Annotated in this window: 17 protein-coding genes; 12 read left to right on the top strand and 5 right to left on the bottom strand. The window is 31.5% G+C overall.

Features of this window, described 5'->3' with window-relative positions:
- Nucleotides 1–582: 582 nt before the first annotated feature.
- The 4 genes from B8T70_RS18140 (at nucleotide 583) to B8T70_RS18125 (ending at nucleotide 2,227) form a co-directional block, all read left to right on the top strand.
- Nucleotides 583–1,062, top strand: coding sequence for a hypothetical protein (locus tag B8T70_RS18140; RefSeq protein WP_086895756.1), 480 nt, complete (start codon nucleotides 583–585; stop codon nucleotides 1,060–1,062).
- Between the two features lie 81 nt (nucleotides 1,063–1,143).
- On the top strand, nucleotides 1,144–1,473 hold the full coding sequence (locus tag B8T70_RS18135) for a YtxH domain-containing protein (protein WP_039113287.1): 330 nt from the start codon (nucleotides 1,144–1,146) through the stop codon (nucleotides 1,471–1,473).
- Between the two features lie 145 nt (nucleotides 1,474–1,618).
- Entirely contained in the window at nucleotides 1,619–1,969 is a 351-nt protein-coding gene (locus B8T70_RS18130) for a competence protein (protein WP_086895755.1), read from the top strand.
- A gap of 3 nt (nucleotides 1,970–1,972) precedes the next feature.
- The gene (locus B8T70_RS18125) at nucleotides 1,973–2,227 is read left to right on the top strand and encodes a DUF6327 family protein (protein ID WP_039113285.1); all 255 of its coding nucleotides are present in this window, start codon (nucleotides 1,973–1,975) and stop codon (nucleotides 2,225–2,227) included.
- 27 nt (nucleotides 2,228–2,254) lie between these two features.
- On the opposite strand, the gene B8T70_RS18120 is transcribed toward B8T70_RS18125, so the two are convergent.
- Both B8T70_RS18120 and gltX read right to left on the bottom strand, forming a co-directional pair.
- Complete coding sequence (locus B8T70_RS18120; protein WP_039113284.1) at nucleotides 2,255–3,232, bottom strand: SPFH domain-containing protein; 978 nt, start codon at nucleotides 3,230–3,232, stop codon at nucleotides 2,255–2,257.
- 147 nt (nucleotides 3,233–3,379) lie between these two features.
- Nucleotides 3,380–4,885 (bottom strand): glutamate--tRNA ligase, encoded by a 1,506-nt coding sequence (gene gltX / locus B8T70_RS18115; protein ID WP_086895754.1) that lies wholly within the window; start codon nucleotides 4,883–4,885, stop codon nucleotides 3,380–3,382.
- Nucleotides 4,886–5,042: 157 nt separating this feature from the next.
- Between gltX and B8T70_RS18110 the strand changes: the two genes are divergently transcribed.
- From B8T70_RS18110 to B8T70_RS18080, 7 genes are all read left to right on the top strand, one after another.
- Nucleotides 5,043–8,354, top strand: a complete 3,312-nt coding sequence (locus tag B8T70_RS18110) for a hypothetical protein (RefSeq protein ID WP_086895753.1) — start codon at nucleotides 5,043–5,045, stop codon at nucleotides 8,352–8,354.
- A complete protein-coding gene (ybeY, locus tag B8T70_RS18105; RefSeq protein WP_039113281.1) occupies nucleotides 8,351–8,770 on the top strand; it encodes an rRNA maturation RNase YbeY in 420 nt (139 codons plus the stop codon). The genes B8T70_RS18110 and ybeY overlap by 4 nt, the downstream gene beginning before the upstream one ends.
- A 110-nt stretch (nucleotides 8,771–8,880) precedes the next feature.
- A complete protein-coding gene (gene mnmG / locus B8T70_RS18100) occupies nucleotides 8,881–10,752 on the top strand; it encodes a tRNA uridine-5-carboxymethylaminomethyl(34) synthesis enzyme MnmG (RefSeq protein WP_086895752.1) in 1,872 nt (623 codons plus the stop codon).
- A 2,058-nt stretch (nucleotides 10,753–12,810) separates the two neighbouring features.
- Nucleotides 12,811–13,287, top strand: coding sequence for a GNAT family N-acetyltransferase (locus tag B8T70_RS18095; protein ID WP_086895751.1), 477 nt, complete (start codon nucleotides 12,811–12,813; stop codon nucleotides 13,285–13,287).
- A gap of 87 nt (nucleotides 13,288–13,374) precedes the next feature.
- Nucleotides 13,375–14,223: a bifunctional 2-polyprenyl-6-hydroxyphenol methylase/3-demethylubiquinol 3-O-methyltransferase UbiG gene (locus B8T70_RS18090; RefSeq protein ID WP_086895750.1), complete on the top strand. Its 849-nt coding sequence runs from the start codon at nucleotides 13,375–13,377 to the stop codon at nucleotides 14,221–14,223.
- A 247-nt stretch (nucleotides 14,224–14,470) separates the two neighbouring features.
- On the top strand, nucleotides 14,471–15,058 hold the full coding sequence (locus B8T70_RS18085; protein WP_039113278.1) for an OmpH family outer membrane protein: 588 nt from the start codon (nucleotides 14,471–14,473) through the stop codon (nucleotides 15,056–15,058).
- 165 nt (nucleotides 15,059–15,223) lie between these two features.
- Nucleotides 15,224–17,491: a helix-turn-helix domain-containing protein gene (locus B8T70_RS18080; RefSeq protein ID WP_086895749.1), complete on the top strand. Its 2,268-nt coding sequence runs from the start codon at nucleotides 15,224–15,226 to the stop codon at nucleotides 17,489–17,491.
- A 75-nt stretch (nucleotides 17,492–17,566) separates the two neighbouring features.
- On the opposite strand, the gene B8T70_RS18075 is transcribed toward B8T70_RS18080, so the two are convergent.
- Nucleotides 17,567–18,037: a hypothetical protein gene (locus tag B8T70_RS18075; protein WP_123912126.1), complete on the bottom strand. Its 471-nt coding sequence runs from the start codon at nucleotides 18,035–18,037 to the stop codon at nucleotides 17,567–17,569.
- 156 nt (nucleotides 18,038–18,193) lie between these two features.
- Entirely contained in the window at nucleotides 18,194–19,141 is a 948-nt protein-coding gene (locus B8T70_RS18070; RefSeq protein WP_086895747.1) for an SPOR domain-containing protein, read from the bottom strand.
- A 237-nt stretch (nucleotides 19,142–19,378) separates the two neighbouring features.
- Here B8T70_RS18070 and dprA point away from each other — a divergent pair, with 237 nt between their 5' ends.
- Nucleotides 19,379–20,479, top strand: a complete 1,101-nt coding sequence (gene dprA, locus B8T70_RS18065) for a DNA-processing protein DprA (RefSeq protein ID WP_039118033.1) — start codon at nucleotides 19,379–19,381, stop codon at nucleotides 20,477–20,479.
- A 348-nt stretch (nucleotides 20,480–20,827) separates the two neighbouring features.
- Here dprA and trpS read toward each other — a convergent pair whose 3' ends face one another.
- A complete protein-coding gene (trpS, locus tag B8T70_RS18060) occupies nucleotides 20,828–21,799 on the bottom strand; it encodes a tryptophan--tRNA ligase (protein ID WP_086895746.1) in 972 nt (323 codons plus the stop codon).
- Nucleotides 21,800–21,965: the final 166 nt, after the last annotated feature.

Here is a 21,965-nt window from a genome sequence, read left to right as displayed (position 1 = left end):
AAGTTTTTAACTATTATTAGTATTTATTATAGATTTATAGATTTTAATAGTTTTTATAGATTAAAAACAGCTTTCATATATTGATTTTAAGACGTTTTCAGAAATTGGATAACTCTAATATTGGTTTCCAGAAAAAGATTGAATGACGAGCTTTATTTTAATTTTTTGTCAAAATTAAGATGGTTTAACGGGTTGTTAACACAAAAATGTCCGTGAAAGTGTTATTTTTATAAAAAGCCAAATAAGTAAATTTTTAGAAAATGAATTTATTCATTTTAAAATAAAAATGGAGTGGGCTATGATTACAAAATTATTTTTCAAACTTCAGAATTTGATCTTAATGCAAATTCTAGTTTTTGAATAGTTTTAGATGAAATTCATAAAATAAATTTATCGTTCGTATTTAGATTGTGATTTAGTTTTGATAATATTTTTTTATTTAAAGTGTTTTTCAATTTTATTTCATGATTACCAAAATCGCCTAAATTGATTTTTTGATTATTTTCAAAATTGTTTATTTCATTTTTTATGATATACTTTATTGAGGCTTAATTTTATATTATAAACTTAATAGCAGTATTTATGAAAATCAAATTTTTAATACTAGGAATATTATTTACGAGTTTTGCTTTTTCGCAAACTCATCAAATAATCAAACATAACGGAGAACAATTAGATGTTAATTATATAAAACAAGATAATGATCTTCTTTACTATTCATTAAACGGAAGTTCAGAACAATTTACTATTAGTAAATATGCGGTTTCTTCTCTTAATGAAAAAGCAAGTTCTAAATCAGAATCTATTTCTCCAAAAATTGTTGTGTCTGACAAAAAGGATTATAGTTCGGTTAAAGTTTTAAAACCTAGCCAAACTATTGGACTAAAAGAAGTTGAGACTTTTTCAGGTTTGTCAACAAAAACAAAAGGGGAGTCTCCTTTAGCTTTAAAAGAACAAACGGAAAGACGCATCAAAACTAAGTCTGCAGATAATGGATATCCGTTTGTAGCAATTGTCGAAAAACCAGATGGTAAGTACCAGGCAGTTGCTTATGTATATTAAAATTATATTAAACATTATTCCCTAGAATTTTATTTGTAAAAAAAAGATTATCTTTAGTATTAACTTTTAAAAATTATAGTTATGTCAAACAACACAGGAAACACAATATTAGCACTTCTTACAGGTGCAGCGATTGGAGCAGGAATTGGAATTTTGTTTGCACCAGATAAAGGTTCAAAAACCAGAGGACGTATTAAACACGGAATCGATGATGCAAAACATAATTTAAAACATAAATTAGAACATTCTACTGAAGGATTACGTGACAAGTTTTTGAATGCAAAAGAAGATTTAGATGGAACTTACGAAAATCTACTTTCTAATATGAGCTACAAAACAGAAGAAGTAATTTCATTTTTAGAAACTAAATTGGCCGATTTGAAAACTCAAAACGCTAAGCTTCAAAAATAAAATAACCTTTTTTTAAGGCATAAGCAAAGTACACATTGAACTTTAATTGTTATTGTTTCAAAAAAATTAATTAATTTTAAGAATCACAATACATTGGTTTCATTGTGTACTTTGTATTTTTATCAATATCACTAAAATAGTTATTATGGCTTTTGAAGAATTAAAAGAACATACAGAAAATATTCAGGATCAAGCGAAAGCTTATGTTGATAGTCACCTGGCTTATTATAAGTTGTGGGGTTTTAAAGTAGCAATGAAATCTACAACAGTAATATTCAAATTTATTTTAATCTTATTGTGTTTCAGTATGGTTATGTTATTTGGATCTGTTGCTGCTGCATTTGCAATAAGTGCCGCTTTAGGAAGTTATACTTTTGGTTTTCTTATAGTAGGAGGGTTGTATCTTATAGCTACAATACTTATTTTCTTTATAAGAGATAAAATGGTAGAAGGACCAATCTTGTCAAAATTTTCAGAAATCTTTTTTAACGACTAAATTATGGAAACTAAAAAATACTCATCATACGCTGAAATTGAACGAGAATTGGAAATTCTTAAATTAGAAAAACAAATCAATTATCAAAAGCTTGTTCTTAGTGTTCAAAAAACTAAAGAATCATTAGAACCAAAAAATATAGTAAATGGATTTTTGGGTTCATATAAAGACATGCTTTCGAATTCTTATATAAAAATTATACAAGCCGCTATCCCTTATTTGATAGCTTGGTTTATGAACAAAAAAAGAGGCAATTAAGCTTCTTTTTTATTTTTTAAATTCTGATTATTCTATTGCTTCCGGAGTTTCTGGAGCTTGATAATCTAGGTTAGTTTCAGTTTTTGGTTTAACCTTTTTATTCGTTTTCTTCATCATTTCGCCAACCTGGTTAGATGCACTAAAAGAAGCAACCATGTTATTTAGCATATCGCTTCCTGCCTGTGGTGAATTTGGTAATAAAATCAAGTTAGAATTTGCATCTGCACCAATAGCTTGTAACGTATCATAATGTTGAGTAACAACAATTAATGCTGAAGCTTCCTGAGAATTAATACCAACTTTATTTAAAACGTCAACACTTTCTACAAGACCTCTTGCAATTTCTCTTCTTTGATCTGCAATACCTTGACCTTGTAATCTCTTACTTTCTGCTTCAGCTTTTGCTTTAGCAACAATTCTAATTCTAGATGCTTCAGCTTCAAATTCTGCAACAGTTTTTTCTCTATCAGCAGCATTAATTCTGTTCATTGCATTTTTAACCTGAATATCTGGATCAATATCAGTAACCAAAGTATTGATAATTGTATATCCGTAAGTAGTCATTGCTTCATTTAATTCTCTCTTTACAGCAATAGCGATATCATCTTTTCTTTCAAAAACATCATCCAGTTTTAATTTTGGAACTTCAGCACGAACAACATCAAATACATAAGATGTGATTTGATCATGTGGATATTCTAATTTATAAAAAGCATCATAAACAGTTTCTTTGATAACCATAAATTGAACAGATACTTTTAGTTTTACAAAAACATTGTCTTTAGTTTTCGTTTCGATGATAACATCAAGCTGTTGAATTTTAAGATTTACACGTCCGGCAATTCTATCGATCATTGGTATTTTTAATTGTAAACCGGAAGTTCTTACACTAAGAAATTTTCCAAAACGTTCTATAATTACAGATGTTTGTTGTTTCACTGTAAAGAATGAAGAAAGGAAAATAAATAATCCGAAGACTAAAAGAAGAATAATTGGAATGTTCATAACAGATAAATTTAGTTTAAATATTAATGGTCAAATTACGAAATTTCTTCCATTTTAATGCGTTATGTTTTTATTAAAATGAAAAAGCGCTAAGAATACCAACTTCAGGTGTTCTTAACGCTTTTATATTTATTAGATTTTTTGTTTTTACAAAGCTACAATTGCTTTCTGTATTCTTGAGATTGTTTCTTCTTTTCCTATGATTTCAACAATGTCAAATAGGTGAGGACCTTTTAATGCTCCAACTAAACTTAATCGGAAAGGTTGCATAACTTTACCCATTCCAATTTCATTTTTCGTCATCCAATCTTTCACTATAGTTTCCATATTTACAGATGTAAAATCTTCAATATTTTCCAGAACAGATGTAAGTTCTTGCATTAAAGCAGGAGTTTCTTCTTTCCAGTTTTTGCTTGCTTTTTCATCATAAGATGTAGGAGACTGGAAAAAGAAATCACTTAGTTCCCAAAATTCAGAAACAAAATGAGCACGTTCTTTTATCAAAGAAACTATTCTAACAAGATCTACTTTTGAAACATCAATATCTTTTTCAAATAAAATAGGAGTGAAGTCTTTGGCTAAATCTTCATTACTTTGTTTTATCAAATGTTGGTGATTGAACCATTTGTTTTTCTCCGGATCAAATTTAGCACCCGCTTTATGAACTCTGTTCAAATCAAAAGCTTCTACTAATTCATCTAATGAAAATATTTCTTTGTTAGTTCCATCATTCCAACCTAATAAAGCAAGGAAGTTAATAACTGCTTCTGGGAAAAATCCTTTCTCTCTGTAACCAGATGAAATGCCTTCTTCAGTTTTCCATTCTAATGGGAATACAGGGAAACCAAGTTTATCACCATCTCTTTTAGATAATTTTCCGTTACCAATTGGTTTCAGGATTAATGGTAAATGTGCAAACTCTGGAGCATCCCAACCAAAAGCTCTGTATAATAAAACGTGTAGAGGCATAGATGGTAACCATTCTTCACCACGAATTACATGTGATGTTTCCATCAAATGATCATCAACAATATTTGCTAAATGGTAAGTAGGCATACCATCACTTTTAAATAAAACTTTATCATCTAAAAGGTTAGTTTCAAACTTAACTTCACCACGAATAATATCTTGTAAATGCAATGTCTCGTTAACCGGAGTTTTAAAACGGATAACATAATGTTCTCCATTTGCAATTCTCTTAGTAGTTTCTTCTGCAGAAATTACTAGAGAAGTATCTAGTTTTTCGCGGTTATGATGATTGTATATAAATGTTTTTCCTTCAGCTTCATGTTGTTTTCTATGAGTATCTAATGATTCTGGAGTATCAAATGCATAGTAAGCCCAACCCGAATTGATCAATTGGTCAGCATATTGTTGGTATAAATCTTTACGATCACTTTGTCTGTATGGTCCAAATTTTTCATTTTTTCCAACAGTTTCATCCGGAGCAATTCCTAACCATTCCAGAGCTTCCATAATATAAGCTTCGGCACCAGGAACAAAACGGGTCTGATCAGTATCTTCAATTCTAAGATAAAAAACACCGTTATGTTTTTTTGCAAATAAATAATTAAATAGGGCAGTACGAACACCACCAATATGTAATGGTCCAGTCGGACTTGGTGCAAAACGCACACGAACTTGCTTTGACATTTGTTTAAATTTTGATGCAAAGATACGACTTTACTTAAATTCCAATTTTTTTAATTCCAAATTCCAACTCTATAATTGGAATTTGGAATTTATTTTTTGGAATTTCAATTAGTATAATTGTTACTTTTATAGGTTATAAGCAAAACAGAATACTATTTTGAAAACAGTTCCATTTATATATCAAAAGTTAGAAGCTTTTATCAAGAAATATTATACCAATGAGTTGATTAGAGGTTTACTTCTTTTCACTGGTTTTGGATTGTTGTATTTTTTATTTACGATTTTCATCGAATATTTTCTTTGGTTAAAGCCAGTAGGAAGAACACTTTTGTTCTGTGCTTTTGTATGCGTGGAAGTATTTTTACTGTTTCGTTTTATTATGTTTCCGCTTTTTAAATTATTCAAACTTCAAAAAGGGATTGATTATAATCAGGCTTCGGCAATTATAGGAAATCATTTTACTGAAGTAAATGATAAACTGACTAACTTCTTGCAACTTTCGGCTACAGATAATGATATCGAAAAGTCTGAATTAATGTTGGCTTCAATAGAACAAAAAGCAAATTCGCTCCAACCGATTCCGTTCAGTAATGCTATTAATTTTAATTCAAATAAGAAATATTTACCATTAGCTTTAATACCAATTTTGTTCTTTTTGGTTTTTTATATTTCTGGAAACAGTAGTATTCTTTCTCAAAGTTTAAATAGAGTAGTGCACTTTAATGCTGCTTTCTTGCCTCCAGCACCTTTTAAATTTGTTGTTCTAAATTCTAATTTACAAACAGAACAGAACAAAGACTTTATTCTTCAGGTACAATCAGAAGGTAAAGTTATACCTGAGAATGTAATGATTCATATAGGAAATGAAAGTTACTTTATGGAATCGACTAAACCCGGAGTATTTGAATTTAAGATTGAGAAACCAAATACTAATGTTGAGTTTTATGTAGAAGGTAATCTTGTTACTTCTCCATCATATGAATTAAAAGTTATCACAGTTCCATCTATTGCAAACTTCGAAATGCAGTTAAACTTTCCTTCATATCTTAATAAGAAAAGTGAAACTATTAGCGGAACAGGTAATGCTATTTTGCCAGAAGGTACTCGAGTAACTTGGAAAATGAATACTAAATCTACTCAAAACGTAGATTGGAAAGAAGGTACTACATCTATTCCTTTTACTAAAGCAGATGATAGCTTTGTTTTATCAAAAAATGTAACTCAAAACACAGAATATCAAATTCTTACATCAAATAACAAGGTTAAAAACTACGAAAAGCTTAATTATCAGCTCTCAGTTATTAAAGATCAGTTCCCTACTATCAATGTGAGAGTTGCTCCGGATAGTTTAAAGTTAGGTAAAGACTATATGTTAGGACAATTGTCTGATGACTATGGTTTGTCAAAATTGCAAATCGTATACTACGAGCGCAACAAACCTAACAGTGCCAAACGTGGAACAATTGCAGTTAAGAACAATGTATTCGATCAGTTTGTTTTCTCATTCCCAAGTAATCTTCCTGTTGAGCAAGGAGTATCTTATGAATATTATTTTGAAGTTTTTGATAACGATGCACCACATAATTTCAAGAGTGCAAAGTCATCAGTATTCTCAGATAGAGTTGCTACTACAGATGAATTGCATGAACAAGATTTAGAGATGCAAAATAGTAATATTAATGCTTTATCTAAATCATTAAAAAGTCAGGATAAGCAAATTTCTGAATTAGAAAAACTTCAAAATCTAGGAAAAGAAAAGAATAATTTAGAGTTTAAAGACCAACAAAAAGTAAACGATTTTGTCAAACGTCAGAAACAACAAGACCAGATGATGAAAGAATTTGCTGAGAAGATGAATCAAAATCTAGATAAATTCAAGACTGAAAAGAAAGACCAAACTATTGATGATTTGCAAAAACGATTGGATAAAGCTGATAAGGATTTAGAGAAAAACCAAAAACTTTTGGATGAACTTAAAGACCTAAATGATAAAATTAAGAGTGATGAATTGTTTGATAAGATAGATAAGTTTAAACAAGTTTCTAAAAATCAATCTAGAAATTTAGAACAATTGGTAGAGCTTACCAAGAGGTTTTATGTGTCTAAAAAAGCAGAACAACTAAAAGATAAATTAGATAAACTTGCCGATAAGCAAGAGCAACTTTCTAATAAAGAAAAAGAAAACACTGCCGATAAACAAGATGAAATCAATAAAGAATTTGACAAGGTTCAGGAAGATTTAAAGGATTTAAAAGAAGAAAATAAATCTTTAAAAGCACCTATGGAAATTCCAGCTGATGCAAGTAAAGAGAAAGATATTGATAATGAATTAAAGAAAGCATCAGAAGAATTAAAGAAAAACAACAGCGCAGGAGCAAAGCCAAAGCAAAAGAATGCAGCCAAGAAAATGAAAGAGATGGCTGAGAAAATGAAAGAAGGAATGGAGGGTTCGGAGCAGGAACAACTAGAAGAGGATGTAAAAATGTTGCGTCAGATTCTTGATAACCTTCTTGCTTTTTCATTATCAGAAGAAGCAGTTATGTTACAATTTAAATCGCTTAAGTTAGGATCATCTGTATTTAATAAGAACATAAAGATACAGCAAAATTTAAAGTTACAGTTTAAGCATATCGATGATAGCTTGTTTGCATTGTCTTTACGTAACCCAAAAGTAGCAGAAGATGTTACTAAAGAAATTGGAAACGTACAATACAATATGGACAAAGCTCTTGAAACGTTAACCGATGTTCAGATTCCTAAAGGAGTTTCTCACCAGCAATATGCAGTTTCATCAGCTAATAAACTAGCAGATTTCCTGAGTGATTTATTAAGCAATATGCAAATGTCAATGTCTAGTCCTAGTTCAGGAAAACCTAAACCGGGTCAAGGAGAAGGAATGCAGTTGCCAGATATTATGAAGAAGCAAGAAGGTTTAGGAAAGAAAATGAAAGAAGGAATGGAGAAAGGGCAGGAGCCAGGTAAAGGAAAAGATGGTAAAGATGGCAAGGATCCTAAGTCAGGTGGGAAAGGTACATCTGGAGATAATGGCGATGATGGCGAAGGTAATGCTCAAGAGATAATGGAAATTTACAAAGAACAAGTTCGTCTTAGAGAAGCTCTACAAAACGAATTAGAGAAACAAGGACTAGGACCAAATGGTCAAAAGACTTTGGAACAAATGAAGCAACTAGAAAAGCAACTCCTCAATAAAGGATTTAAGAACGAAAATATGCAGCGTATTTTAAATATTCAACAAGAATTATTAAAGCTAAATAATGCTGTTCAGGAACAAGGTCAAGAGAACAAGCGACAATCCGAAACAAATAGGAAAGAATTTAATAATCAATCGAATGCGTTGCCAACGCCCTTATCAGATTATTTAAATAGCATAGAGATTTTAAATAGACAATCATTACCTTTGCGCTCGAATTTTAATCAAAAGGTTCAAGAATACTTTAATACAAAATGATCAATTTTAATTACGAAACAGACTTCGTTTTAAATAATGAAGAAGCGTTTGAAGAATGGCTATCGGCTGTGATTCTTTCAGAGAATAAAAAAGAAGGAGAGATAAGTTATATATTTTGCGACGATGAATATCTTCATAAGATAAATGTAGAGTATCTAAACCACGACACACTTACAGATATTATTAGTTTTGATTATACTGTAGGTAACGAACTAAACGGAGATATTTTTGTTTCTGTAGAACGAGTTCGTGACAATGCTCTAGATTTTAATGTTCCGTTTGAGAATGAGTTGAAGCGAGTGTTGGCTCATGGTATCTTGCATTACTGCGGATACAAGGATAAGTCAGAGAGTGAAGCTGCTTTAATGCGCTCTAAAGAAGAAGAGAAAATAGCAATGTTCCACGTGGAACTATAATTATTAAACTCTTTTTTTGATTACATGTTCCACGTGGAACATGAATAATTTTAATTTGTTTCTGAGTTGTTTCGAATGCGAAGCATTCAGAAAAAATCCATATCAAAAAAATGTTTTTAGAAGAATACGATGTTATTGTAGTCGGCGCAGGACATGCCGGCTCAGAGGCCGCGGCAGCGGCCGCGAATCTTGGGTCTAAAACTTTGCTTGTAACAATGAGTTTGCAAAACATCGCACAGATGTCATGTAACCCAGCGATGGGAGGAATTGCAAAAGGACAAATTGTACGTGAGATTGATGCGCTTGGTGGGTATTCGGGAATTGTTTCCGATCGCACGGCAATTCAATTCAAGATGTTGAACAAGTCAAAAGGACCAGCAATGTGGTCGCCAAGAGTTCAGAGTGATCGAATGCGTTTTGCCGAAGAATGGAGAATGATGTTGGAGGGAACTCCAAATCTTGATTTCTACCAAGAAATGGTGAAAGGTCTGATAATCGAAAACGGAAAGATAAAAGGAATCAGAACTTCGCTTGGAGTTGAAATTCGTTCTAAATCGGTTGTCTTGACAAACGGAACTTTCCTGAACGGTTTGATTCATATCGGAGACAAACAGTTTGGTGGAGGTAGAGCAGGCGAAAGTGCTGCATACGGAATCACCGAAGATTTGGTTCAAGCAGGTTTTGAATCAGGAAGAATGAAAACGGGAACGCCTCCACGAGTTGATGGGCGTTCTTTGGATTATTCTAAAATGAACGAAGAAAAGGGAGATGCAAAACCAGATAAGTTTTCATACTCTGATGTTACTTCGCCTTTGGTTCACCAAAGGTCTTGCCATATGACATACACATCCTTGGATGTGCATGATATTTTGAGATCTGGTTTTGATCGTTCGCCAATGTTTAACGGAAGAATAAAAAGTATTGGTCCGAGATATTGTCCATCTATCGAAGATAAGATTAATCGTTTTGCTGATAAAGAACGTCACCAATTATTTGTAGAGCCTGAAGGCTGGAATACTTGTGAGGTTTATGTAAACGGATTTTCTACTTCTTTGCCAGAGGATATTCAGTTTAAAGCGTTGCGTACAGTTGTAGGTTTTGAGAACGTGAAGTTCTTCCGTCCTGGTTACGCAATCGAATATGATTACTTTCCGCCAACACAGTTAAAACATACGCTTGAAACAAAATTAGTTGAAGGTTTATATTTTGCTGGTCAGATTAACGGAACAACAGGATATGAAGAAGCAGCTTCGCAAGGATTGATGGCTGGAATAAATGCGCATTTAAAAGTGCACGAAAAAGCACCATTAATTTTAAAACGCGACGAAGCGTATATTGGTGTTTTAATTGATGACCTTATTACGAAAGGAACAGAAGAACCATATCGTATGTTTACCTCTCGCGCAGAGTATAGAACATTGTTGCGTCAGGATAATGCCGATTTCAGATTAACTCCAATGTCATACGAAATAGGTTTAGCTTCAGAGAAACGTTTACGCAGAATGGAGCATAAACTGAATGAGTCTGAGAAAATGGTTGCTTTCTTCAAAGAAACGAGTGTTTCTGTTGCAGAAGCAAATCCTATTTTAGAATCAAAAGGAACGGCTTTGATTTCTCAAGGAGATAAAATGTTTAAAGTTTTCTCTCGTCCGCAAATAGATTTAGAGGATATTTTAAAATTTGATAAGGTTAAAGAATATATTAATGAAAACGACTTAGATCAAGAGATTCTGGAACAAGCCGAAATCCAGGTTAAGTATTCAGGTTATATCGAAAAAGAAAGAAATAATGCTGACAAGCTTACGAGATTAGAAGAAGTGAAAATTCCAGAGAATTTCGATTATAACAAAATCAAATCAATGTCGATAGAGGCGAAGCAGAAACTGAGCAAGATTCGTCCTGTTACAATTTCTCAAGCTTCTAGAGTAAGCGGAGTTTCACCAAGTGATATCTCTGTTTTACTTATTTACATGGGAAGATAATAATTGCAGACTTCAGATTGTAGTGCTTAAATTTATAAAAGCTAGAATCTAAAAACAATATGTTCCACGTGAAACTACTTTGTTAAACCCCGACTTTGTTGGGGTTTTTCTGTTTATGGATTATTCTGAAATTAATACAATATGAAATAATTTGTTGATTGTTGTATTTGATCCATATTCTTTTTAGTTCAAGAAGAAGTTCTGTAGTCTATCCTGAAACTTCTAGATTGGATTTTAAAATTAAACTACGTTGCTAAATGTTTGTTTTCTGAATAGAAGTTGAATTTTATCTAAGTATAGTTGTTGCAATCTAAAATATAAAACTTTCAATTTAAATTAAAATGTTCCACGTGAAACTACTTTGTCAAACATTGATTTTGTTGATTTTTTTAGATTTATTAATTAATCTAAAATTTAAAGCTTTCTTCCTTTATTTTGAAAAACGTTTAGATTTTACGAAGTAATTATAATTTTTTAGAACGACGCAATATGATTCACCAGTTCTGAATTGTAATTTTAATTTGAGTAGATGAGAATCTGCTTTGATTATTATTGTCTTTGTAACTGAATTTGATTTCTATATTATTGATTGTATTCTTTAATTAGAAATTAAAGTAGGCGAGTAGTGGGTTTGTGAATTCGTATTTTTGATGAAATATTGAAAATTTAAATCAAAAATGTATTGTTCAATCTGAATTGATACATTGTTGCAATTGTTTGTTTTTTGAATTGTTTTTATGAAATTGTTTAAAAAGTAATATGAATTGCGGTGTAATTCTACTTAATTTTAATCTGAAATTTATTCAAACACAAAGCTACTTTGTGTATTCTTGAATTTGGTTAGTATTGAGTTTTTAAATTTTGAACGAGTTTTTAATATGAATTAATAGTTTCGAGCAATTTTTGTTTCGAAATTTTACTTTTAGTGAAGAGATTTAAAATTAACGATATTCTTTGCTGTTTCTTTCATGGCAATGTTTTATGAAATATGAGTAGGCGAGAGTCTAATGTCATTAAGTTTTTAGAAAGCAGCATTAATCTTGTAAATAAATAAAGCGTAAAGCTTATGTTGAATCTTGCTATTTTGACGATGGAGACCTGAGTGATAGTGAACAGGTGAAGTAAATCTTCGTGAGTAACTCTACAAAGCTATGATTCTCGTTGCGGAGCTTCTCCTGATTCTTCGAGTCCGTTCAGAATGATAAACTGTACAGATAATTGATGTTTGTATAAAAATTACGCTTTTCTGATAAATTTATTCGATACATTATTATGTTTTTTATTTAACTTAATAACATTGGATGTGAGTCTGTTTTTATAGTTTTAGAATTTATTCAGAAATTAAAAATTAAATTAATGTGATTTCTGTAATTTGATATTAATTGTTTCAGGGAATTTATACTTTGATTTCTGTTTTTATGGAAATAATATAGAATGCTGGATGTTTAATTTGAGGCTTTATAAGTTCTTAGATTTGATGAATAATTTATGTTTTAAATTAAAAATGATTTCTTTAATCTGATTTTATACATTTGCCGAATGTTAGCTTTTCGAATTGTCTTAAAGAAATATAATGGAAGATGCATTATGAAAGGGGTTTTAGAATTGTTTCTAAAGTTTAAATAGAGAATATTTGTTTTGAATATTCTTGAAATTTTAAGTGATTGAAACTTTACAAATGGATGCATTTTTAGATCTGAATTGATATCTTCGTATCATATTTGTTTTGAGTTTTTCTTGATTAGTATTTGAACAGAGATATTGTTGATAGCTGATTTACTGAATTGTTTTCTGAAATTAGAATAGGATAGAATAAGGCTTGTGAGTTTTTGGCTTAAGAGTTAGTTTTGTAATCTAATATCAGAAATTTAAAATTGTGTGTTCCACGTGAAACTCCTTTGCGAAGCATTGAATTTGATGAGTATTTCTTTTAGTTCTAGACTTTGCTCTTCAATCTAAAATCTAATATCAGAAATTTAAAATTAAACTGTTCCACGTGAAACTACTTTGTGAAGTCTTGATTTTATTGAATTAATTAAGTTTTAAATTTATTAGAATATGAAGATAGTTCATGAAGAAGTTTTATCATTAGAACAGAAAGAAACCTTATTGCAACTTTGGAACAATGAATATCCAATGAATTTAAATCATGAAACAATTCATGATTTTGATTTGTATTTAAATAGTTTGTCAGATGTAAAACATCATTTTTTAATTGATGATGAGAATATAATCAAAGGCTGGGCGTTTGCTTTTTTGCGAGATAATGAAGATTGGTTTGCAATTATTATCGACAGTCAAATTCAAGGAACTGGAAAAGGTTCGTTTTTAATTGAAGAATTAAAAAAGAATAAGAATAATTTGAATGGTTGGGTTATAGACCACGAAAATGAAATTAAAAAGAATGCAGCGCTGTATAAATCGCCATTGTTGTTTTATGTGAAAAATGGATTTACTATTTATACAGAAACAAGAATTGAAAACGAAAAAATATCGGCTGTAAAAATAAATTGGAATCGTAAAAGAGAAAAATAAAATATTAAGAACAAGAAACCCAAAAAATGAAATTTTCCGTTTTTTGGGTTTGGCGTAAAATTAAACCAAAATACCAATAATTATAAAATGGACGTTTTAAACAAAAAACATTTTCTTACTGTAAAGGATCACTCAGTTTCTAAAGAAACTTTTGAATTGTATTATGATGAAACTTTGGACATGCTAATTACATCTCCACAACCCGATGAAAATAATCTGGGGAAATATTATGAAAGCGAAGATTATATTTCGCACACAGATAACAAACGTTCGTTATTTGAAAAGGCATATCACATTGTAAAAAATATAGCTTTAAAAAATAAGCTGAATTTAATTAATTCTGAAAATCCACAAAAAGGGAGAATTTTGGATATCGGAGCCGGAACAGGAGATTTTTTATTAACGGCAAAAGAAAACGGTTGGGAAACTGTTGGAGTAGAACCGAGCGACAGAGCAAAATCTATCGCAATAAAAAAAGGGATTTCTTTTGTAGAAAAAATTGCTGACCTGGAGAATAATTCTTTTGACGTAATTACGATGTGGCATGTTTTGGAACACGTCCCAAATTTAGAATTACAAATTCAGGAATTGAAGCGATTATTAAAACCAACTGGAACGTTAATTGTAGCAGTTCCAAATTTTAAATCTTTCGATGCAAATCATTATAAAACTTTTTGGGCAGCTTATGATGTGCCAATTCATTTTTGGCATTTCTCAAAAAAAGCGATTCAGTCCCTTTTTGAAAAAGTAGATATGCGCCTGGAAAAAATCCTCCCAATGAAATTTGATTCGTTTTATGTGAGCTTACTTTCGGAAAAATACAAAACTGGAAAAATGAATTATCTATCTGCATTTTTTATTGGTTTAAAGTCAAATTGGAAAGCAAAACGAACTTTAGAATATTCATCGCACATTTACCTCCTAAAAAACAAGTAAAAAGCGTTTTTAGCTGCTTTAAGACACGCTTTTGGTGATAAACGAGCGTTTATATTCCTCTTTTGAGAAAACGCCTTAAAAAGCAGCTATTAAATCCAATATTAATAGCAGTAAATTATATAAAATAGGGGTTTGATAACAAAAATTGATACTAGAAAAATCGTGCATTTTTTAAACTTTATGTCGGTGCTATTGATTTTTTTATATTTTTGTCTTTCATACTTTAAAAAAAATAGAAATTAACAAAATGAAAAAAGCATTAGTAATTATCGCACTTTCAATTTCAGTTGTTGCTTGTAACAAAACAGCAGAAGTTAAAGAAGTAAAAACAGCTTACGTTGACACTTCAGTTTTAATGAAAGAGTACACAGAAGCAAAAGACCTTGAAGCTAAATACAAAGCACAAGCAGAGGAAAAAGGGAGACAGCTTCAAGCCGAGATTACTCGTTTTAAACAAGATGCTGCTAATTTTCAAAGCCAGGCTCAAGCCAATGGTCAAGCATGGGCACAACAAAGAGGTGCTGAGTTACAAAAAAGAGAACAACAATTGGGGTATGCACAACAAGCACTTGCTCAACAATTGCAACAAGAAAGCGGTGCCGAAATGGATTCTTTGGTTACTGGAGTTAAAAAATTCATCAAAAATTACGGTAAAGAAAAAGGGTACTCTTACATTTACGGTACAGGTGATGCAGCATCAATTTTATATGCTGAGGACAAATATGATATTACAAAAGATATCGTTAAAGCTTTGAATGACAATTATAAAGCTGGAACAAAGCTAGATACTAAAACTGATGCTAAAGCAAAAGATACAACGACAGCTAAAAAATAATATAAATAAATAAACTATTTTTGAAGCCTATATCCGAAATGATATAGGCTTTTTTTATTATAAAATATCTACAATTAGGTTTTTAACTCGATATGTTCTTCTACTTTTGCAAAAAGAATTTCTTATCAGAATTTCGAGTTTTTTCTTTTCTAAAATACAAGCCTAATGCAAAATATTTCCGAAGCAGCTTCATACACGCTACAGTTTATTAACCAAACACAACGTTCCATTTTTCTTACAGGAAAAGCTGGAACTGGTAAAACTACATTGTTGCGTGAAATTATCGAAACAACACACAAAAACACTGTAGTTGTGGCACCTACGGGAATTGCCGCGCTTAACGCTGGTGGTGTTACGATACATTCGATGTTTCAGTTGCCATTTGCAGGGTTTATTCCGGATAATTCTTCACCACAATTCTCGGAAACTACCAAGTTTGAAACGAAAGCTACTTTGCGCAGGCATTTTAAAATGAATAATGTTAAGCGTTCGGTTATCCGCAACATGGAGCTTTTAGTTATTGATGAAGTGAGTATGTTGCGTGCCGATTTGCTTGATGCTATGGACTTTATGATGCAAACGGTTCGTAAAAATAGCCAACCTTTTGGTGGTGTTCAGGTATTGTTTATTGGGGATTTATTGCAATTGCCGCCAGTAATTCGTGATGAAGAATGGCGAACTTTGAGAACATATTACCGCGGAAAATTCTTTTTTCATTCGCATGTAATTCAGCAAAATCCGCCTTTGTATATTGAATTATCTAAAATTTTTCGTCAGACAGATGATTCGTTTATTTCGGTATTAAATAACTTGCGAAATAATCAAATTACACCACAAGATATCCAGAGTTTAAATCAGTATGTTCAACCTGATTTTGACTTAAAAAATAATCCAGGGTACATTACACTTACAACGCATAATGCTAAGGCTGATACAATTAATAATCAGGCTATCAATGATTTAAAAGGAAAAATGAATAATTATTTCCCTGATATTGTTGGTGATTTTCCTGAAAAAATATATCCGCTTGATCCAAATCTTCAGCTTAAGGTTGGTGCTCAGATCATGTTTGTGAAGAATGATATGTCTTTTGATAAAAATTATTTTAACGGAAAAATGGGTGTGATTAAATCGCTTTCGAGCCAGGAAATCATGGTTCATTTTCCTGAGGAGAATAAAACCATCGAAGTTGAGAAATACGAATGGCAGAATATTCGATACAAAGTCGATGAAATGACTCAGGAAATAGAGGAGGAGGTTTTAGGAACTTTTGTGCAATATCCTATCAAACTTGCCTGGGCAATTACGGTGCATAAAAGCCAAGGTTTAACTTTTGACAAAGCTGCGCTCGATGTATCGCAAGTTTTTCTTCCTGGACAAGCATATGTAGCATTATCGCGTTTGCGTTCCTTAAATGGGCTTATTTTGCTTTCTCCGCTGCGTATGAATGGTATTTCTAACGATCAGGATGTAATGGATTATGCTTTGAACAAAGCTTCCGAGGAATTATTGAAGAACTCATTGCACTTTGAGACCAAGAATTTTATTCATAAGTATTTGGCTAACAGTTTCGATTGGGCAAATTTAGCACAAGAATGGCGTAATCATCAATACAGTTACAACGATAAGTCTGAAAGTTCAGAAAAAGCAAAGCATGCGTTATGGGCAAAAAAGCAAACTTTGATTATAGAATCGCTCGTAGATCCAGCTATAAAATTCATTGTTCAGCTTAACAGAATTTTTAATAATGAAACGGTTGATTTAATTCATGTTTCTGAAAGAATAGAAGCTGCTTACGGCTACTTTATGAAACCAATGGACGAATTGGTTTATGAACTTTTATACAAAATGGAAGAAATTCAGCGTGTAAAAAAAGCGAAGGCTTTTTACGATGAATTAGTTTTGTTAGAAGAGTTGCAAACTAAAGCGGTTTTACGCCTAATGAAAGCTCGATTATTGATAGAAACGGTTGTTGCGGGAGATACTATCTCTAAAGAGAAATTAACGTCGCCAGAGATTAAAAGTTACAAGTCGAAGAAAACGACGACAATTCGAGATAATTTTAAAAGTAAAAATGGAGATTTATTGGATGACGATGAACCTGTGGAACGTTATTCGTCTAAAAAACCGAAAGAAAAAACGGTTAAAAAATCTACTGTTGAAGAAACGTATGAGTTGTGGCAGGAAAAAATGTCTATAAAAGATATTGCTAATATTCGTAAACTGACAACACAAACCATTGAATCTCATTTGGTAAAACTGATTCAAACAAAAGTTATTTCGGTTAACGATGTGTTACCAGCTGATAAAATTGCAGCATTAAAAGAAGCTTTCCAGTTCTATCAGGAAGAATCTCTTAACGGATTGAAAGAGAAGCATGGTGAGAAATTTACTTGGGATGAATTACGTATGTACAAAGCAAGTTTGAATTAACTGTTTAATTTTTCCTAAAAACATAAAAACCCTATTCGGCTGAATAGGGTTTTCTTTATTTATGTTTTTTTTGAGCTATTTTGAATCTAAAATTTTTGTTAGATTTTGTTGCTGTTCTGTAAGCTTAGATTGTAGTTTTAATATCTCAAGTTCCTGTTCTTTAGACTTTATCATCTTTTGTTGAATCTTGTTTTCAGGTAGTTTGTTAGCATTAATTTCATTCTGAATTTTCAGATTTTTGTCTTCCGTTTTCTTAATTTCTTTTTTAGTTTTTTCAATTTTATTTTGAGCGTCTTCTATTTTTTTCTGACGCTTCTCGGCTTTTTTTTGATCTTGCTTTAATTGATCTTGTCTTTTTTGTAATTCTTTCTGATTTTCTAATGTTTTCTTCGCGTCATCTTTCTCTTTTTTCAAGAGCATTTCCTGAGTAAGACTGGTTGCAATTTGTTGTGCGTAAAATGATTGTGTTGTAATAAAAAGGCAAATAATGATGCCTAGTTTTTGTGCAATTCTCATGGTATTAAATTTTGAATGTTCTAAAAACATTAGCAAATATTATTCCAAAATGTAGTAAAAAACCTATGTTGTTGTTTTTTTGACTTTTATTGTTGTAAAAAAAAACACCATTTTCTTTTATCAAGAAATGGTGTTTTTAGTGTATATAGTTCGTCTTTTAATCCTAAAGGATTGTTCCTTATGTGATTAAAGCGTTTCTATTAAAATCCAAGCATCTGGATTTATAGTATTCTGGATTTCTTTTTGAGCTTTTTCTGCTTCACGCATTGTAGCATAACTACCATATAAAACAGGGAAAAGACCGTGTCTGTTAGCAGGAATTATTTTAGCATCATACCCAGCTTTTTTCAATTGATTATATGCTTTTTGAGCATTTTTTTCACTTCTAAAAGCACCTGCCATAATATGATAAGGCATTGGTAATTTATCTTCTTTTACAGAAAGAGTTACCGCAGGCATTGGGTTTTTTATAAAGAATGTAGCTTCTTGAATTTTATTCTGAACTTGCTTTTGTACAGCAGTTTCTACAAGAACAGTTTCGTTTGCAATTTGGTTTTGATACATTGGGTAACCTATACTACCAGTAACACCTAACGCAAGTATAAAAATTGCAGCATATTTTAAATAAGAATTTCTGTAACCAGATAATCCAATTGCTTCATTTTCATCAGCCGTTTCTAGTTCTAAAGCTTCGATATGTTTTTCAAAAACTTCTCTTTTTACCATAGGAGAAACGAATGGGCTTAAACCAAATGAAGAAGCTAAATAATTGTTCTGATCATTAGGAGTAAACACAAGATTTTTATCTGCATTGACTCTAATTTCTCCAACGTTTTTAATAGAAAGAAAACCGTTATCTTCTAATTCCTTTTTCCAGCTTAAAACTTCATAATGAAGTGAACTCACAGCAAATTTATACGATGTTTTTTCGGTTTGAGCAATATGATTTGCCAACAAGCCGTCGTTGTTTTTGATAAGTGAATTGAAAGAGATTAATTTTTTCGGTGGAAAAAAAGAATTTGTGCCTTCATTAAGTTGAGCCGATTGAATTTCGGTTAAAAAAGCTCCAAACCCAGGAACCGTTACACACTGATAACGATACAATAACTGCGCGATGTAAGTTTCGATTTTCATAGTAACAAAGTTAGACAACGTAAATAGTTATCAAAATTTTATTCACAATTTTTATTAACAATTCAAAACTTTATGTAAACAATTGAAATCTAAATATTTATAAAAACGACTAATTTTTTATATTTTACGACTTTTTTAAAGTTTATTTTTTTTGGCAAGAATTTACGTAAAATTATCATCTTTGTAAATAACAAATAAGGGATTTGTTTTATTTGTGTAACCAAATTTTATAGACAAATGTCTGAACAGGATTTATTTTATTTATTAGCCTTACAAAGTGTTGATGGAGTGGGAGATATAATGGCAAAGAAGCTATTGTTGCATTGCGGTACTGCCGAAGCAATTTTTAAAACTAAGTCTTCGCAACTTGCTTCTATTGATGGAGTTGGATCTGTTTTATTGAAGAATATTCAAGAAAAGTCAATTTTTGAAAAAGCGCAAAAAGAACTTGATTTTATTCATGCAAATGAGATTAATATAACTTTTTTTCAGGAAAAAAACTATCCTGATCGTTTGAAACATTGTATTGATTCTCCTGTTTTGTTATTTAGCTCCGGAAACATTGATTTGACGAATAAAAAAATCATAAGTATCGTAGGAACGCGACAAATCACGTCGTACGGGATGGAATTTTGCAAAAAATTGATCGAAGATTTAGCCCCTTTGGATCCTGTTATTGTAAGTGGTTTTGCATATGGTGTTGATATTTTTGCACACCAATTGGCAATGGATCATAATCTTCAGACTATAGGCGTTGTTGCACATGGATTAAACCAAATATATCCTAAAACTCATAAAAAATACGTTGCCAGAGTTGAACAGAACGGTGGTTTTATGACCGAATTCTGGAGTTCTTCTAATCCAGACAAAGAAAATTTTGTACGCCGAAACCGTATCGTTGCTGGTATTAGTGAAGCTACAATTGTAATTGAATCTGCAGATAAAGGAGGATCACTCATTACGGCTAATATGGCTAATGATTATAATCGGGATGTTTTTGCAGTTCCAGGCAGAACAACTGATAAATTTAGCCAAGGCTGTAATAACTTAATTAAGACACAAAAAGCAAACGTGCTGACTAATGCTGCCGATTTGATTTATATTTTGAACTGGGACGTCGAAAACACGTCTAAATCGGTACAGAAGCAATTGTTTGTAGAATTAGAACCCGATGAACAGAAAATTTATGATTATTTATTAAAAACCGGAAAGGATTTAATGGATACTATCGCTTTAAAATGTAATTTCCCGATTTACAAAATCTCAGGATTGTTACTGAATATGGAACTTAAAGGCGTGATTCGCCCTTTGCCAGGAAAATTGTTTGAGGCGATTTGATTTGAATGATTCTTTGAATAATTGATTCATGTTTTCTTGAAATCAATTGACAGAGAATTTAACCGCTAGATTTGCAAAGTTTCTTGACAAAATTGTCTTTTCGACGAAGGAGAAATCTCCGTAAGAAACTCGACAAAAATTAGCGATTCACTTTATAGAGCTCTTTGTGGAGATTTCTCCTTCGTCGAAAAGACAAAATTTATGGAGTTTAAATACCTTCAAATTAGTTACTATTTCTTTTTATTTTGTTGCTCCTTGCGTAATTACTAAATCGATTTAGTATAATGTTTATAAAAAAATCTCACCAATGATTGTAAGACATTGGTGAGATTATTATTAAGTTATTTTCTAGTTAAACCCTAGTTTTACTCGTACTCTTTCCAAAACTTCATTAGCAATAACTGCTGCTTTTTGGGCTCCTTTTTTAAGTAAAGCATCTACTTCGTCAAGGTTATTTATGTAGTAATTGTATTTTTCTCTTTCGGTTTTAAATTTCTCAGTAATCAATTCAAACAAAGCTTGTTTGGCATGACCGTAACCATAATTTCCGCCTAAATAATTAGCTCTCATTGTGGCAATTTGCTCTTCAGTTGCGATTAAAGCATAAATTGCAAATGCATTACAAGTATCTGGATTCTTAGGATCTTCAAGTGGAGTACTATCCGTTTCGATACTCATAACTTGCTTACGTAACGTTTTATCGTCTGAGAATATATCGATATAATTATTAGCCGATTTACTCATTTTCCCTCCATTAGTTCCAGGAATTAACATACTGTCTTCTTGAATTTTAACTTCAGGAATTACAAAAGTTTCACCCATTTGGTGGTTAAAACGAGAGGCTACATCACGTGTAATTTCTAAATGTTGCATTTGATCTTTTCCAACAGGAACAAACTCTGCATCATAAAGCAAAATATCTGCTGCCATAAGCATTGGGTACGAGAACAAACCTGCATTTACATCGTCAAGTCTGTCAGCTTTATCTTTGAAAGAATGTGCTAAAGTCAACCTTTGGAAAGGAAAAAAGCAGCTTAAATACCAAGTTAATTCAGTTGTTTGTGGAACATCTGATTGTCTGTAAAAAGTAACACGGTCAATATCCAAACCAAACGCAAGCCAGGCAGCAGCAACGCTAAAGGTATTCTCTCTTAGAGTTTTACCATCTTTTATTTGTGTAATCGAATGCAAATCGGCGATAAACAAAAATGATTTGTTTTCTGGTTTGTTAGATAATTCGATTGCAGGAATAATTGCTCCCAATAAGTTGCCTAAGTGCGGCGTTCCAGTACTTTGTACGCCTGTAAGTATTTTTGCCATGCTAAATTTTTTCTTAACCGCAAAGTTCGCAAAGTTTTACGCAAAGTCCGCAAAGTTTTTCTCAAAGTTTTTATTTATCGGAAAGAATGTTAAGTTTTTGCTTTAGAATTCCGTTTATGAACAAACGTAGATCAACACAAATTTTAAAAATCCATTTAATCTTTAT

Origin of the sequence: Flavobacterium sp. AJR, assembly GCF_002156885.1 — a bacterium.
Classification (GTDB): domain Bacteria; phylum Bacteroidota; class Bacteroidia; order Flavobacteriales; family Flavobacteriaceae; genus Flavobacterium.
The sequence above is the reverse complement of the archived record's forward strand: the minus strand, read 5'-3'. Positions and strand labels throughout refer to the sequence as shown.

What these genes read in the sequence shown, in the direction of transcription:
- B8T70_RS18140 (WP_086895756.1), top strand. Translation starts at nt 583, where the DNA reads ATGAAAATCAAATTTTTAATACTAGGAATATTATTTACGAGTTTTGCT.
- B8T70_RS18135 (WP_039113287.1), top strand. Translation starts at nt 1,144, where the DNA reads ATGTCAAACAACACAGGAAACACAATATTAGCACTTCTTACAGGTGCA.
- B8T70_RS18130 (WP_086895755.1), top strand. Translation starts at nt 1,619, where the DNA reads ATGGCTTTTGAAGAATTAAAAGAACATACAGAAAATATTCAGGATCAA.
- B8T70_RS18125 (WP_039113285.1), top strand. Translation starts at nt 1,973, where the DNA reads ATGGAAACTAAAAAATACTCATCATACGCTGAAATTGAACGAGAATTG.
- B8T70_RS18120 (WP_039113284.1), bottom strand. Translation starts at nt 3,232, where the DNA reads ATGAACATTCCAATTATTCTTCTTTTAGTCTTCGGATTATTTATTTTC.
- gltX (WP_086895754.1), bottom strand. Translation starts at nt 4,885, where the DNA reads ATGTCAAAGCAAGTTCGTGTGCGTTTTGCACCAAGTCCGACTGGACCA.
- ybeY (WP_039113281.1), top strand. Translation starts at nt 8,351, where the DNA reads ATGATCAATTTTAATTACGAAACAGACTTCGTTTTAAATAATGAAGAA.
- mnmG (WP_086895752.1), top strand. Translation starts at nt 8,881, where the DNA reads ATGTTTTTAGAAGAATACGATGTTATTGTAGTCGGCGCAGGACATGCC.
- B8T70_RS18095 (WP_086895751.1), top strand. Translation starts at nt 12,811, where the DNA reads ATGAAGATAGTTCATGAAGAAGTTTTATCATTAGAACAGAAAGAAACC.
- B8T70_RS18090 (WP_086895750.1), top strand. Translation starts at nt 13,375, where the DNA reads ATGGACGTTTTAAACAAAAAACATTTTCTTACTGTAAAGGATCACTCA.
- B8T70_RS18085 (WP_039113278.1), top strand. Translation starts at nt 14,471, where the DNA reads ATGAAAAAAGCATTAGTAATTATCGCACTTTCAATTTCAGTTGTTGCT.
- B8T70_RS18080 (WP_086895749.1), top strand. Translation starts at nt 15,224, where the DNA reads ATGCAAAATATTTCCGAAGCAGCTTCATACACGCTACAGTTTATTAAC.
- B8T70_RS18075 (WP_123912126.1), bottom strand. Translation starts at nt 18,037, where the DNA reads ATGTTTTTAGAACATTCAAAATTTAATACCATGAGAATTGCACAAAAA.
- B8T70_RS18070 (WP_086895747.1), bottom strand. Translation starts at nt 19,141, where the DNA reads ATGAAAATCGAAACTTACATCGCGCAGTTATTGTATCGTTATCAGTGT.
- dprA (WP_039118033.1), top strand. Translation starts at nt 19,379, where the DNA reads ATGTCTGAACAGGATTTATTTTATTTATTAGCCTTACAAAGTGTTGAT.
- trpS (WP_086895746.1), bottom strand. Translation starts at nt 21,799, where the DNA reads ATGGCAAAAATACTTACAGGCGTACAAAGTACTGGAACGCCGCACTTA.